Annotated in this window: 13 protein-coding genes; 1 reads left to right on the plus strand and 12 read right to left on the minus strand. The window is 32.9% G+C overall.

Going from position 1 to position 14,436, the window contains the following annotated elements:
- From MODO_RS12360 to nagB, 5 genes are all read right to left on the minus strand, one after another.
- The coding region (locus tag MODO_RS12360; protein ID WP_501193389.1) for a phage tail-like protein at positions 1 to 528 on the minus strand (528 nt) is incomplete at its 3' end.
- Between the two features lie 851 nt (positions 529 to 1,379).
- The gene (locus MODO_RS12365; protein ID WP_016649263.1) at positions 1,380 to 1,841 is read right to left on the minus strand and encodes a hypothetical protein; all 462 of its coding nucleotides are present in this window, start codon (positions 1,839 to 1,841) and stop codon (positions 1,380 to 1,382) included.
- A 660-nt stretch (positions 1,842 to 2,501) separates the two neighbouring features.
- Complete coding sequence (locus MODO_RS12370; protein WP_059051048.1) at positions 2,502 to 4,541, minus strand: S8 family serine peptidase; 2,040 nt, start codon at positions 4,539 to 4,541, stop codon at positions 2,502 to 2,504.
- Positions 4,542 to 5,142: 601 nt separating this feature from the next.
- Complete coding sequence (gene galE / locus MODO_RS12375; RefSeq protein ID WP_059051050.1) at positions 5,143 to 6,159, minus strand: UDP-glucose 4-epimerase GalE; 1,017 nt, start codon at positions 6,157 to 6,159, stop codon at positions 5,143 to 5,145.
- A 380-nt stretch (positions 6,160 to 6,539) separates the two neighbouring features.
- The gene (nagB, locus tag MODO_RS12380; RefSeq protein WP_059051051.1) at positions 6,540 to 7,340 is read right to left on the minus strand and encodes a glucosamine-6-phosphate deaminase; all 801 of its coding nucleotides are present in this window, start codon (positions 7,338 to 7,340) and stop codon (positions 6,540 to 6,542) included.
- 409 nt (positions 7,341 to 7,749) lie between these two features.
- On the opposite strand from nagB, the gene MODO_RS12385 reads away from it, so the two are divergent.
- Positions 7,750 to 8,109 carry an adenylyltransferase/cytidyltransferase family protein gene (locus tag MODO_RS12385; RefSeq protein ID WP_059051053.1) on the plus strand — a complete coding sequence of 120 codons (360 nt, stop codon included), beginning with the start codon at positions 7,750 to 7,752 and terminating at the stop codon, positions 8,107 to 8,109.
- A gap of 135 nt (positions 8,110 to 8,244) precedes the next feature.
- Here the strand turns inward: MODO_RS12385 and MODO_RS12390 are convergent, their stop codons facing one another.
- From MODO_RS12390 to MODO_RS12420, 7 genes are all read right to left on the minus strand, one after another.
- Positions 8,245 to 8,739: a PglD-related sugar-binding protein gene (locus MODO_RS12390; RefSeq protein ID WP_059051055.1), complete on the minus strand. Its 495-nt coding sequence runs from the start codon at positions 8,737 to 8,739 to the stop codon at positions 8,245 to 8,247.
- Between the two features lie 120 nt (positions 8,740 to 8,859).
- On the minus strand, positions 8,860 to 9,813 hold the full coding sequence (locus MODO_RS12395) for an MraY family glycosyltransferase (protein WP_059051058.1): 954 nt from the start codon (positions 9,811 to 9,813) through the stop codon (positions 8,860 to 8,862).
- A 94-nt stretch (positions 9,814 to 9,907) separates the two neighbouring features.
- Positions 9,908 to 10,825, minus strand: a complete 918-nt coding sequence (locus MODO_RS12400; RefSeq protein ID WP_059051060.1) for an NAD-dependent epimerase/dehydratase family protein — start codon at positions 10,823 to 10,825, stop codon at positions 9,908 to 9,910.
- Positions 10,818 to 12,032 (minus strand): glycosyltransferase family 4 protein, encoded by a 1,215-nt coding sequence (locus MODO_RS12405; RefSeq protein WP_059051062.1) that lies wholly within the window; start codon positions 12,030 to 12,032, stop codon positions 10,818 to 10,820. Before MODO_RS12405 ends, MODO_RS12400 begins: the two co-directional genes overlap by 8 nt.
- Before the next feature lie 10 nt (positions 12,033 to 12,042).
- Entirely contained in the window at positions 12,043 to 12,906 is an 864-nt protein-coding gene (locus tag MODO_RS12410; protein ID WP_069190342.1) for a dTDP-4-dehydrorhamnose reductase family protein, read from the minus strand.
- Between the two features lies 1 nt (position 12,907).
- On the minus strand, positions 12,908 to 14,032 hold the full coding sequence (wecB, locus tag MODO_RS12415; RefSeq protein WP_369688289.1) for a non-hydrolyzing UDP-N-acetylglucosamine 2-epimerase: 1,125 nt from the start codon (positions 14,030 to 14,032) through the stop codon (positions 12,908 to 12,910).
- Entirely contained in the window at positions 14,023 to 14,433 is a 411-nt protein-coding gene (locus MODO_RS12420; protein WP_059051064.1) for a cupin domain-containing protein, read from the minus strand. The genes wecB and MODO_RS12420 overlap by 10 nt, the downstream gene beginning before the upstream one ends.
- Positions 14,434 to 14,436: the final 3 nt, after the last annotated feature.

Consider the following 14,436-nt stretch of genomic DNA (forward strand, 5'->3'; position numbering starts at 1 on the left):
TAGTTTATTGATGATGTTCTCTATAAACTCCTGGTTGTTTGTGATGTTCTCTACAAACTCAATGTTATCTCCAAGTTTTGTTACAAACTCACTGTTCTCTGTAAGGTTAGTAACAAATACGCTGTTCTTAGCGATATCCTTAATCTCTAATTCAACTTTATTATTTTCAGTATCTGTAATAACTAATCTTTCTTGATCCTCACTAATTGTAAAAGATTTATTAGTGGTATCTGTAAAAGTAGCCCCTGACATTAATGGAGTCCACTTATTTTCAAACCAATAATAAAAACCAGCTTTTAAATTACTTGACCCTATATTATATACAAGCAAACTTTCTATTAGTTTTCCTTTTACAGTAGTATTATCTGTCTGACTTAATAAATTTACCCTAGGTAATAAAACCCCTTTATCAGTAGCAGTTACATCTAACATTGTTGCATCTGCAGGTTTTTTTGTTCCAACCCCAACTTGAGCAGTAACATAACCACTGAAGAAAAGTGCTGTTAATGGAATAATTTTCTTAATCATAATTTTACTTTTTTCTTATGAATTACTTCTTCATAACTAACTTTTGTAAAATTACACATAATACATTATTATTAATAATAAGTATTTTTTTTAGCATAAAAAACAAAACAAACCCCTAAAACAAAAAATAATATTCAAAAACAACCATTAATTAACAAATTAATTCTATTTATAAAAATTATAAATAACTCAGTTTGGTAAGTCTTCTAAAAAACAAAAATCACATATTGTCACACACAAACTAATATTCTTTTTGCTATACTGCCTATAATCACACAAGGTGATTTATTGCACTTTGTAGGGATTTTACATTTTCTACAATAGATTTTTTGTTGTTTTTACAGTCAAAAACTACTCTGGATCTATTTTTTCGTCGTATTAGCATGATTATATACTTTTTTTAACACAAAAAAAACAGCCATTTTGGATTATGATTTTTTGATAATCATACATTCTCATATTAAGAATAATAACATAATAACTTAGTGCTAAAAGAGAAAAATAGTAAAATAACCTATTTTTATTTTAGTCTATGTTACTTATTAATTGTTAAGAATAATTTAATATCTCTTATTAATACTTCTGTATTTAATTTAAACAAGCTTTTAGTATAACTCTAATTCCCCTTGCTTTTAAAAAGCAAGAGTCTAATACTTTAGTGCTATAAACTACAGTATTGTTTATTGAATTGTAGGCCTAATACTTCTTCTATAAATTAGAGTTACTCTTTTATATAGCTATCGCTATTTGTTTACTCCTGCGTAAGATTTAACGGTTATCTGCATATCTAATTTCCCTTACTTAGCGCATAAAAAAAGAGTCTGCCCCATATAGAGCAGACTCCTTAATCTCTAATCACAATCATCGTGTCTATGCTTGTGATTATACTTTTTATTGTGTTTATTTTTATACTTATTACTTTTTCTGTAGTGATGCTCTCTCTTGTGATCATAAGGGTGATAATGTTTATAATGGTAGTCACCTGTATTCCATTTATCACGTTGTTCTACAGTTAAGATATCGCCTATCTGTATTCTGATTTCTTTGTATAACTCTTCTCTTTTGCGATCTAGTTCATATTCTCTATAATGCTTAGCACTAGCCCAATCACTATATCTTCTTTCATAATCACTCTGATACTCTCTGATCTTTCTCCACTGATTATCTTTTAAGCCTAAGGTAGACACATCATCATACACTAGAGATACTAATCCCCCCAGATTAATACCGATACTAGTACTACTCACTTTAGTCTGAGCACTACCCAAAGAGGCCATCAGTATAAAAGCCCCTAAAATTACTTTCTTTTTCATATTGCTAACTGTTTTACTTTCAAACTATTATTTTGTTAGTAAGGCAAAATACCACTTGATAGCAAGGCAATATTCAAACTATATCCTCTATTCTTAAAAAGTACACAACAAATGAAATCAAATACCACAATATTTCAAAAAATATTCACTAAACATTAACTATTCTATTCTTATACGATTTATACTAAAAACAACTGAAATATCTCTAAAGAATACCGACTTAAGAAAAGAATACTCCTACCAAAACAGATACAAACAAAACAATATTACAAAAACATACTTTATTAACTAAAAATAAAACAAATAACCATATTTATTAACTCAAATACATGCTAAAAAACTATATTTACAATAAATCATATTCTAATTATTACAACTAGTTTTCATAAACTGCTATTATACTTTTTACTATACCTACAATAAAGCGTTAGAATATTGAAATAAAGATGGAATGCATGCCTTTAGTAATTTTGATAACACTCAACCCAGTTGAGTTTCCATACGATTTTTCTAATCATAATTACCAAAAGGCAGACATCCATTACTTGACAAAAAGAAATACTTCTTTGACCTACTAATACTTGTTTTTACGATAAGTGAAGTAAAAACAAAAAAGCACGAAGGTTCGCCTTCGTGCTTTTACTATATATTACTATCTTCTTATCTTTTAGCGATTCGAACAGTCTTAGAGAGGTTGTCTGCTTTTACCTCTACTACATAGATATTAGAATTAAGACTTGCCATATTGATACTCACTTTTTCTTGTTGTACAGTCTCAGAACTACTTAGTACTAGACGTCCATTCATATCGTACACCTTCATATCGACCACCTTGCCATTGTATGTCTTATCTAAAGACACATATAGATGATCCACCACAGGATTAGGCCATAACCTCACCACTTGCTTTGTCTCTACTTTACTTTCTTGTAAGTCGTCAAACTCCCCTACAGTACTGATTAGTGAATATTCTTGTTTACCTGTATCTAATTTTCCTTTATGAGTGACCTCGATTACATAGGTTCCAGGCTGCACATCGTATAATTCTATCTTTTCAATATTATCTACATCATTGACTCCTTGGATCGCTCTAAGGTCATTAAAATCCTTATTTAACTTCCACGGATAATAAGTATCCTTCCCTTTTCTAACCACTACATCTAGATCATTGACAAGGTCACCATTATTTCTTTTATAGTTCTCATCTGAGTTTTGATACGTTACAACACCAGGAGCATCTGTCCAAGCCAAGGTTACCACCATCTTACTTGTCTTTTCACCTACTTGGATTTCGTGAGTATATTTTTGTTGCTCTCTGAGTTCATTCTCCAGGATATAGGTACTACGCTTATCTTTTGCCGCTAACATGACATCCACACCAGCCTTAGCATTAATCACTCCCCAACCAAACAAATGATCAGGCCCCGCAGCACGACCTGCCTCATCAGCCGTATGTGCCATCAGCGCGCGTAATGTCGCCGACTTAAAAGGCATATTAGTACTAGAGGCATAAATAGCCCATTCTTGCCATAGGGTAAACACTCCACTAACAGCAGGAGTAGCCATTGATGTACCATCACTATAAGCATATAGACTCGTCTCAGCCGCTCCATATAAAGGACTTGGATTGCGATAAGCAGCTGATAATACATCTACCCCTTTAGCCGAGATATCAGGCTTTATCCTAAAGTCATTAGTAGGCCCTTGACTACTAAAGCTAGCCAGCACTACATCAGAAGGCCCAGTATACTGAGCGACCTGTTCTACAGCAGCTACTACCACAGCATTTTTAGATACAGAAGAATCATTTAACAAATCACAATTACAGTTTTCCTTTTGACTCCCACCATAAACGTTATAGTGAAACTCCCCATCATTGCCTGCTGCTATGACAGGCTGATAATAAGCAAATAAATAAGCTACCCGGTCAAATTCTCTACTGTGCTCAGAATAAGCCCCAAAATTCCTTATCAAACTAGGTTCATTTAAATATCCATAATCATCGAAGTAGTTATACCCATAAGAATGATTACTAACTAACATCCCACCAGAGGCCATTTGCCCCATCTTGCGATAATCGTTATTCCATGAATAACTCACTAGTTTTGCTTTAGGAGCGATTCCTTGAGCTTTGTTATTATATCCTAGCCCGACCATCGTTGCTCCAACATGAGTAGCGTGAAAACGGCTTTTTTGATATCCCTTAGCATTGTATTCTGTCAAAGAAGGTAAAGACTCTCCTAGTGTTACACGCGATGTCGTATTAGAAGTTGTTGTATAAAACTCTTGATGGGTATCTAATAAAGGTAGTCCGTCGATAATCCCAACTGTCATCCCTTCTCCCTCTAAGTATTGATTAACGCCAACCTCCTTTTGGATAGCATTCACTCTCGCTGTTAATCTAGAACCATAGTTCAGGGTAGACTTATAAAGCAAAATCCCATTTTTATCTATACCACTAATCTCAAAATAATTCCCTCTGGCATTTATCCCACTTGTTGGCAGATTTCTTTTCTCAGCCTCCAGAAAAGCCTCTTGTTTATTTAGAGCAGCTTTTGTTGTATATGCATTAATTTCTCTAGTTGCCTTATCTAGATCATAGGTTGACCTTACTGCACTACGCGTAGAGATTGTCTGCCCATAATGATCATAAACCCCTAAACACAACAATGCAAAACCTGTTACTATTATTTTTTTCATACTTTCTATACCTAATACGGGCTAAAATTAACAATTTATTCTTATCTAAGAGGCTGATTCAAACTTTTTATTTATATCTATTCTAAACTAATAAAGGGATTCAACTATTTATAAGGGGATATCTCCTTAATGATATTATAAAAAAATAAAAACCTCTCTTATTAAAAGAAAGGTTTTTTATTAGGGTAAGGTAAAAGGTTATTTATTTTTTGGGAAAATATAAATAAGTGTGAGTAATAAGGATAGCTCCTCTTGTACCTTACTGCTGACAAAAGTAACAATAGAAAACATTCATTCTTTACGGAAAACCGTAAAAGCTTATTTTTTATTATCACGGACCTAAGTACGCGACAAAAAATCATTAGTAAAGATTTACACCTAAACTCCAATATAACTGATAAATAGACATACAAAGCAGGATTAAAAAAGAAAACCCACCAAAAGGTGGGCTCTTATAAAAAAAGCAATAGAGTTTTATAAGCGATAGTAAAAGGACGAATTGTTATAAATTGTTTTTACTTCTCTATTGCTGTATTAATATTATTCTATTTTATTAATGTTAAATTCTATACTTCACGCGAATTACATCCAGGCAAACTAGTTAACGATTGCGCACCTTCTGTTCCCATTTCCAAGCGCTCTCTAGCGCCTCTTCTAATGATAACTCTGTCTTCCATCCTAGCACTTCATTTGCTTTGGTAGTAGAAGCATAAGCCTGGGTAATATCACCATCTCTTCTAGCTACAATCTTGTAGGGAAGCTTAACTCCTGATACTTTTTCAAAAGCCTGAATAATCTCCATTACAGAAGATCCTTTCCCAGTCCCTACATTAAAGACCTCTACCTTGTCTACATTCTCTTCTTTTATCAATCTATCTAGTGCTGCCACGTGCGCTTTGGCCAAGTCCACCACATGGATATAGTCTCGTATACAAGTACCATCAGGCGTATCATAATCATCTCCAAATACAGACAACTCCTGACGCAACCCAATAGCTGTTTGTGTAATAAACGGAATCAAATTCTGAGGAACTCCATTCGGTAACTCCCCGATCAAAGTTGAAGCATGCGCCCCAATCGGATTAAAATAACGCAAAAATACTGCACTTATATTACTTACACGAGTCACATCTGTGATAATATCCTCACCTATTTGCTTAGTATTTCCATAAGGAGATAACGCTTTTTGTACTGGAGCCTGTTCTGTAATTGGCATTACAGCCGCTTGTCCATAGACTGTACATGAAGAACTAAAGATAAAATGACTCTTCTCTTTCTTGTCTAATTCTTTTAATAAATTCAGTAGAGGAACAATATTGTTCTCATAATACATTAAAGGCTTTTCTACACTCTCCCCCACAGCCTTTGAAGCTGCAAAGTGAATCACTCCTTTAATATCCTTATAATCTGCAAAAAGTTTACTCACTCCAGCTCCATCTCGCAGATCCAACTCCACAAACAAAGGACGTACTTTAGTAATCCCCTCGATACCATCTAGTACCTCTATAGAAGAATTAGACAAATCATCTACGATAACTACCTCATATCCTTTTTGCTGCAGCTCTACTACGGTATGAGACCCTATAAATCCCAATCCTCCAGTAACTAATATTTTCATCTTTTTTACAGTTTATCTTTTTCTTTAACCATCAAAGATAGTCTTTTTACCTTTTTTAACAATATCAAAATGTCGAAACTATCTTTTTTTTGAGTCAACACCTATTTTAAGAAAACTGGGTAGCTTCCAATTAAGAGTTAGGAATTAAAAATGTGTGCCTTGGCATTAAATTACACATAGTCTTTTCTTCATTAAGTTATTCTAAATACGCACTATCGCTTAATAAAATGAAAAAGCCATTGTCTTAAGACAACAGCTTCTCTATAATCTTTGTTATCGCAGATTTATAATCCGTGATAAATATACCCTATACTTGTAGGGCAACAATTTCAAATTTTTAATTCCTTAAAAACAGACTCCCTCCCATTCTCTAATATCAACTACTCGGTTCTAGATAAAAGCGATGCCGCCTCATTATCCAAGATATACTCTACATGAGACAATCTTTGTAAGAAAGTAGCAGGTATATCAGCGGAGATTTCTCCTTCTAGTGCTTTTTTTATAATCTCTGCCTTGCGCTGGCTTAGCGCCATTAAGATTACCTCCTTAGCCTGAGTGATGGTTTGTACCCCCATTGTGATTGCCTGTGTAGGTACTTTATCCTTGCCTCCAAAGTCGTCCTTTGCATCCTCACGCGTAATATCATTCAGGGTTACCAGACGTGTTCTAGACTCTAGTATAGCACCAGGTTCATTAAATCCGATATGACCTGTACGACCAATACCTAATAATTGCAAGTCAAGCCCTCCAAAGTCTACAATCTTCTTTTCATATAGATCACAGTACGCCTGTATTCCCTCTAGAGATAAAGTCCCATCGGGGATATGTACATGTTTTGGGTCAATATCGATATGATTAAACAGGTTATGCTTCATAAACGACACATAACTCTGATCATCTATTGGTAAAATGGGATAATACTCATCCAGGTTAAAGGTAGTCACATTTTTAAAGCTTAGTCCCTCATCCTTGTGTAAGCGTATTAACTCTTTATACACCCCTTTTGGAGTAGATCCCGTTGCTAATCCTATAATTGCGCGGTCTCCTTTATTTTGTTTTTCTTTTATAATTTTAGCTATACGCTGTGCTACATAAGCCGAAGCAATATCTTTGTCCTTGTATACCTTGATAGCCTCCCCTTTGCTATATGTAATTTCTTGCGTTTTAAATAATTCGCTCATCTATCTTTTTCCTTAACAACAATAAACAATTTGTTATTACCCCTACTATCTATATTTTTTTCCTAAAATATATCAACAACAAAAACACCTCAGTATAGGTGTTCCCTTCTTATTGGAGTAATTTTGATTCTGTAAATATAATCATTTATCTCTTGTAATTTCCTTCACATTGGGTGAATATCTTGCTTTTTTGAGTAAAACAACGATACAGAAAGTATGCCCTAATAAATTGGAACAGGAAGCCACACTAGAGGAATTAGGAATTAAGAATTGTTTACATACCGCATCGGGCATCTATATCACGTTTATTTGGCGCACAATATACACATCACCAAATGTGTAGGTATAATATATAGAAATACAAAAAAAACAGTAAGTTTGCACTACAACAAAATAGAGTGTTAAAATCATGAGAGTAGGAATAACTTTTATAGCCTTTGATCATCTACATGCAGGTTATGTCAAAATGCTAGAAGAAGCCAAAAAACAATGTGATTATTTAATTGTAGGATTGCAAACAGATCCTAATAAAGATAAAAACTATAAGTACTTATCTCCAAAAAGTTTAGTGGAACGCTATATACAACTTAATGGATGCAAATACGTAGATGAGATTGTACCTTATATCACAGAACAAGACCTAGAAGATATTATGCGTTCTTATAAAATTGATGTCCGTATTATCGGGGAAGAATATAAAGGTAAAAACTTTACCGCCAAAGGCTATTGCTTAGAGAAGGGAATAGAATTCTATTATAATAAAAGGTAATTTAGTTCAAGGGTAATTCGCAATTATTAATCCTACTACGCAAATTCGGGAGACTTTGCGTAACCCCTTATCACAAATTTACAATCTATAACATAGATAGCTAATTCTTAATTCTCCGAAAGTTTTCTTCTAGAGTCAAAACACCTCACTCTTCCATACCACCTGTCCAGGCTTCAATATCTGTCCTTCCGTGATTCGAGCGAATCCTGCTATATAAGCCGCTGGATATGTACACACATAATCCTCTACTATCGCATCGTGATCGATAGTCACATTCGCGTTAATAATACAGTGCTTACCTACCTTTGCATTCGCTTGTATCACAGCATTCGCTAATACCACAGTCCCCTCACCTATTTCAGCAGAAGGCGCCACATATGCAGTAGGATGAATTATAGTGGCAAATGTATGTTTTACCTCTCCTACGATACGCTTACGCACCTCATTATTTCCAATACCTATAATCAATTTAACCTCTGCCTCATAAGCAACACTATATGGATTAGAAGCATCATCAAAATATTCTACTCTATTCTTTTCATCCACTTGATAAATAGTATCCTCTACTACCCTACCATGCCCTCCCTTACCATAAATAAAGTATTTGTTATTCTTAAGTAACTTTTCCATATATCCGTTAATTTGTTTTTTATTACAAATCGTTTGATTCGTGAGTCGCTTCGCTCGTTATACGTAACAATTGTGAATCACTTCACCCCAATCATCCTTCACGATTTACGACTTAACACTTTACGCAAACCTCTTTATCACTCTATTCTTCCAAACCAAATACACCACACTCATCACCACCAATAACGATACTGCAAACATTATTTGCGTCATCCCGTCTTGATCTGCCATATCAATAGCACCATATCCAATAATAAACTGCATTACACCATAACCAAATGACACATACAGCTTATTTACTTTTGCCTCGTTAGCTAAATATTGATACAAATGTGTACGGTGTGCTTGAAAAATATTTTCTTTATTTAGAGCACGGCGAATAATCGTCCATACGGCGTCTATACCATATACTGCTAAGAAAAGGATGTAAATAAAGTTGCCTGTTGTTATAATTAACTGTCCCAATAAGAACACCACTGTAAAAGCCATACTTACACTTCCTACATCACCTGCAAAGGCTTTTGCCTTTGTTCTAAAATTAAAGAAGGCAAATACAACAGCTCCTAATATGGCAAATAAGATTAAATCCATCGCTATAAAACCAACACTTTGATTTACTAAGGCTAATAATCCCAATACGACAATACTATACCAAGCAGTAATCCCATTGATTCCATCCATAAAGTTATACGCATTAATTGTACCGATAACACCTACTAAAGCAGGTAATATCCATAACCACGATAACCCAAACAAATTCCATTGATAAAACATCAACAAGACAGAGATCAAATGCACTAATAATCGAATCTTATTAGACAAGGTAAAAATATCATCTAAAAAGCTAATCAGTGTTATAGCCGTTAATCCTACGATGAAGTAAGGATATTCAAATCCCGAATAAATAAAATAAGCTAATGCTCCGAAGTAAAACACCACTCCTCCTCCACGTAAGGTGATTTGAGTATGTGAACTACGCTCATTAGGCTTATCTATAATATTGTACTTATCTGCTATCTTAAAGTACAATAACTCTGCAATAAATAATACCGCTAGTACTATAATGTATTCCATTCTTTTTCTTTTTTTAAAAATCGTAAGACATGAGTCGCTTCGCTCGTTATGCGTAATAATCGTGAGTCGCTTTACGCTTCACGTTCATCAGGCATCACACATCATCCTTCACGTTAAAAGACCTAATCGTCTTCTCCAACCCCTCCTCTGCACTCACAGGCAAGTTATCTATCCCTAAAACTTTCTTTATCTTTTCATTCGAAACCACATAATTCTCCGTTAGCTTCTTTAAACGTTCACTATTAAGAGGCAATTTAATCTTATCTCCTATTGAAGCTACTCTATTCATAAATCCTTTAGAAATATGCCATAATTTAGGTTTCTTATTAGACACTCTAGCCAATAATGCTACTAACTCATTTGTAGACAAAGCCTTATCATCAGCAAAATTATATACTCCAGAAGAGACATGAACATTATTCATCATTTGATCTACTAAATAACATAGATTATCAATAGACAAGAACGAACGATGATTCTCAAAAGAAGCCAAAGGCCAAGGAATGCCCTTATCCACTACTTTATACAGTAAATTAAGATTGCCTTTATTTCCTGGTCCATGTATCATACAAGGACGGATAATAAACACTCGTTTTCCTTCAGGTAACTGTGCTTTCAATAAATATTGCTCAGCTTCATACTTTGATTGTCCATAAGGAGTAAATGGCTTAGCGACTACTTCTTCTGTTAAAACACCTTCTACTGTATCTGCTACAGCCTTTACAGAACTAAAATAAAAGAAATCCTTAGCCTCACTCCTTAAGAAATGATGAAACAGTTCTATCGTTAAATCCCTATTTACTTTAAAGTATTCTTCAGCACTAGAAGTGTTCGCTGTATCATGTGCCTTACCTGCTAGATGAATTATCACTTCAGCTGTATGAGGTATCTCTACCTGCCAACCTTCTTTACGCAGAGAAAGTTGATAAACACAATACTCTTTACTTCCTAAATAAGGAACTAAATTCTGACCCACAAAACCAGATGCCCCAGTGATTATTATTTTACTCATATTTAGTCATTTGTAATAAAATATTCTCGATTTTAGAAAGAACCGCCTCTCTTTTAAATTCTTGATTATAATAATTTAAAGCGTTTCTTGAGCATTCTTCTTTTTCTATATCACTCAACTTTAGCACTTTTTCTATATTAATAGATAAGTCACTTATATTTTCTGATTCACTAACAAAACCTGATTTAGATTCTTCTACAACTTTCGCTCCTTCACCGTCTAAACTTGCTAAAATTGGTTTTCCACATGCCAAATATGATTGCACCTTAGACGGTATAGTTAATGAAAAAATGTAATCTTTTTTTAACGAAACATACAATGCATCTGCATTAGAAAAAAACTCAGGCATTTCCTCTGCTGGATATTTACCTAAAAAATGAATATATGATTCTAAACCAAAACCTTTAATATTGTTTTGCAAAATTTCTTTATATCGACCATCTCCTAAAATTATCCAATTAAACAAAATACCTTTATCAATAACAATTTTCATTGCTTTTAAAAACGTATCTAAACTCTGTGCCTCACCAATATTTCCAGCAAACATTATCTTTTTTCCATGTGGTAATAAACTCAAATACTTATTTGAAACTATACTTTTATAAAATTCCTCAGTAGTATTGGGCACATAAACTATTTTACTTTCCTTTACCTTTTGCTTAATAATATAATCTGTAAAAGTTCTTGATTGGACCAATAAAGTTGAAGAGTGCTTATATATTTTTTTTGTCAACCAATTAAAAAAACCAAGTACAGCCTTATTTTTGACACCTCCAGCAGCAGTAAGTGAAGCAGGCCACAAATCTTGAACCCAAAAAGCATAAGGTACTTTTTTAAATACTTTATAAAAAACAGCAGGTATTCCAACTGTAATAGGAGAAGGCTCAAAGACTAAGACAGTATCTATTTTCTCTTTTACAGAAAATATCTTAAAAGTCGCAAAAAAAGCAAAAGAAAAATAATTTAAAAAAAGGCGGATAGCACCTCCTTTACCACGTGGGAATAATCTAGATCTATATATCTTTATATCATTCCAATATTCTATAGAACCACATTTTTTATATCCTGGATAAAGATTCCCGTCTGGATAATTTGGCAACCCTGTTAAAACTATTACTTCATGTCCTTTTTCTCTTAATCCTAATGCTATATCATTAATCTTAAAACTCTCTGGCCAAAAATATTGACTAAGTATAAGTATTTTCATAAATTAAATACTAATAATGAGGATATAATTCCTTATGATTATCAATCCATTTTTTTTGCTTAACAAGCATTTCTCTATAACTAGGAACAATATAATCAAAATCTTTCCTACTACTAATTAAGCTCTTATCGACTTGATAGGTTGAACTATCTTCTATACTAATTATGTTTTCTCTATAAATTTCATTAAAAAGATGTAATAGAGAATATTTATCAATTTTACTTCTCCCTGCAACTTGAATTAATCCTGTAATATTTTGGTCTATAATTTCATACACAACCATAGCTAACTCTAATGTTGTAATACCTGACCAAAATGCTTTACTAAACCCTTTTAACGAAGAGTCATTTGATTGCCCCATAAACCAATGAAATAATCCAATACCATTCTCATTTAATTCAGGGCCTATAATTGACGTTCTAATTGTTACATCTTTATTATTAACAATTTCGCCTAAAGCTTTTGACTGAGCATAAAAACCAATCCCGTCTTTAAAGGATTCTTCTGTATAACCACCATTTCCTTTACCAGAAAAAACACAATCAGTACTAATATGTATAACTTTCGTTAAAGTATTATTAGTTATCTCTTCTAGAAAATGAGGGAAATAGCTATTAAACCAAATGGCTTTAGCAGGATTATCTTCAGCATCTTTATTTAAAATACCAATACAATTAATAACACAATCAAATTTCTTACTTACAATTAAATCTTTTAATCTTTCTGTATTTGAAACATCAATATTAAACAAATGCTCATCTTCTTGAATTCCTCGAGCAACGCCAAAAACATTAAAGCCATATTTTTCTTTAAAGAAATTATAAAGGAGATGCCCTGCCATCCCCTTTATACCAATAATTAAAATACTTTTCATACTATTTATCCCAAATCACTTTATTAACAATCGAAATATAACTTTGGATAGCTTTAATAACTCTATCAGATGAATTAACCACATTATATTCACGAGGCAACTCAATATCAGACACAAACAAACATTTCGCAATTTCAATAGAATTTATCATTTGATCCTTATCAATTCCTCCCAAAACAATAGTTCCTGCATCTATTGCTTCTGGTCTTTCTGTACTTGTACGGATACTAACAGCTGGAAACTTCATCATAGCAGACTCTTCACTAATAGTACCGCTATCAGATAAAACCACAAATGATTTTTGTTGTAACTTAACATAATCAAAGAAACCTAATGGGCTAACATTCTTCACTAATGGATGAAAAACTATCTTATTCTTCTCAATACGATTCTTAGTTCTAGGGTGAGTTGAAAAAATAATAGGTAAATTATACTTTTCTGCAACTGTATTTATTGCATTAGCTAGCACCTCAAAATTATCATTAAGATCAATATTCTCTTCTCTGTGAGCACTAACAACTATATATTGATCTTCTAATAATGCTAAACGCTCTAAAACATCACTATTATCAATCTTTTCCTTATACTTTACTAATACTTCATTCAGAGGTGAGCCAGTAACAAAAACATGATCTTTCCTAAAGCCTTCACTTAACAAATATCGTCTACTATTCTCTGTATAGGTCAAATTAATATCACTAATATGATCTGAAATTTTACGATTTATCTCTTCTGGTACATTTTGATCAAAACAACGATTACCAGCTTCCATATGAAAAATAGGAATTTTTAATCTCTTCGCTGCTATAGTGCTTAAAACACTATTCGTATCACCTAATACTAATAAAGCATCCGGTTTTTCCGTTAACAAAATTTCGTATGATTTAGAAATAACATTTCCTATTGTTTCTCCTAAATGCTTTCCTGCTACATTCAGAAAATAATCTGGTTTTCTTAATCCTAAATCTTCAAAAAAAATCTCATTCAATTCATAGTCATAATTTTGACCAGTATGTATTAATATATGCTCAAAATAAGTATCGCATTTTTTTATACATTCTGCCAATCTTATAATTTCTGGTCTAGTTCCTAAAATTGTAGCAACTTTAATCTTTTTTATTTCCATGTCTCTAAATCAAATTTATAATCATCATTAATTTCTCCCATTAGATAATTAGAGAAACACAACAATTGTGATTCATTATCTAATGCTTTAATTGCTGTAGCATATCCACCACCAATTAATAAACTATCAAATGTATTAGCATCTAAAATATATTCCTTACTATCTAAAGCCAGAGAAGGATTATCAAAATCATCTATTTTAACAACTCGTATAGAAAATCTTCCTCGAGATACACAAAATAATCTCTCTTCTATTCGATGCCCTTGCCAACCTCTAATAATAGAACTATTTGCATTCTCAATAATATATAATCTTTTAAACTCAGTTAGAACTAAATCATTATTAAACAAAAGCTTACCACGATTATCAAGAAATCTTTCACCTGACTTAAATACAATCATTAG

This window comes from Myroides odoratimimus (genome assembly GCF_001485415.1).
GTDB classification, from domain to species: Bacteria; Bacteroidota; Bacteroidia; order Flavobacteriales; family Flavobacteriaceae; genus Flavobacterium; species Flavobacterium odoratimimum.

Excerpts from the sequence above, each read along its gene's own strand:
- MODO_RS12365 (WP_016649263.1), bottom strand. The coding sequence starts at position 1,841 with ATGAAAAAGAAAGTAATTTTAGGGGCTTTTATACTGATGGCCTCTTTG.
- MODO_RS12370 (WP_059051048.1), bottom strand. The coding sequence starts at position 4,541 with ATGAAAAAAATAATAGTAACAGGTTTTGCATTGTTGTGTTTAGGGGTT.
- galE (WP_059051050.1), bottom strand. The coding sequence starts at position 6,159 with ATGAAAATATTAGTTACTGGAGGATTGGGATTTATAGGGTCTCATACC.
- nagB (WP_059051051.1), bottom strand. The coding sequence starts at position 7,340 with ATGAGCGAATTATTTAAAACGCAAGAAATTACATATAGCAAAGGGGAG.
- MODO_RS12385 (WP_059051053.1), top strand. The coding sequence starts at position 7,750 with ATGAGAGTAGGAATAACTTTTATAGCCTTTGATCATCTACATGCAGGT.
- MODO_RS12390 (WP_059051055.1), bottom strand. The coding sequence starts at position 8,739 with ATGGAAAAGTTACTTAAGAATAACAAATACTTTATTTATGGTAAGGGA.
- MODO_RS12395 (WP_059051058.1), bottom strand. The coding sequence starts at position 9,813 with ATGGAATACATTATAGTACTAGCGGTATTATTTATTGCAGAGTTATTG.
- MODO_RS12400 (WP_059051060.1), bottom strand. The coding sequence starts at position 10,825 with ATGAGTAAAATAATAATCACTGGGGCATCTGGTTTTGTGGGTCAGAAT.
- MODO_RS12405 (WP_059051062.1), bottom strand. The coding sequence starts at position 12,032 with ATGAAAATACTTATACTTAGTCAATATTTTTGGCCAGAGAGTTTTAAG.
- MODO_RS12410 (WP_069190342.1), bottom strand. The coding sequence starts at position 12,906 with ATGAAAAGTATTTTAATTATTGGTATAAAGGGGATGGCAGGGCATCTC.
- wecB (WP_369688289.1), bottom strand. The coding sequence starts at position 14,032 with ATGGAAATAAAAAAGATTAAAGTTGCTACAATTTTAGGAACTAGACCA.
- MODO_RS12420 (WP_059051064.1), bottom strand. The coding sequence starts at position 14,433 with ATGATTGTATTTAAGTCAGGTGAAAGATTTCTTGATAATCGTGGTAAG.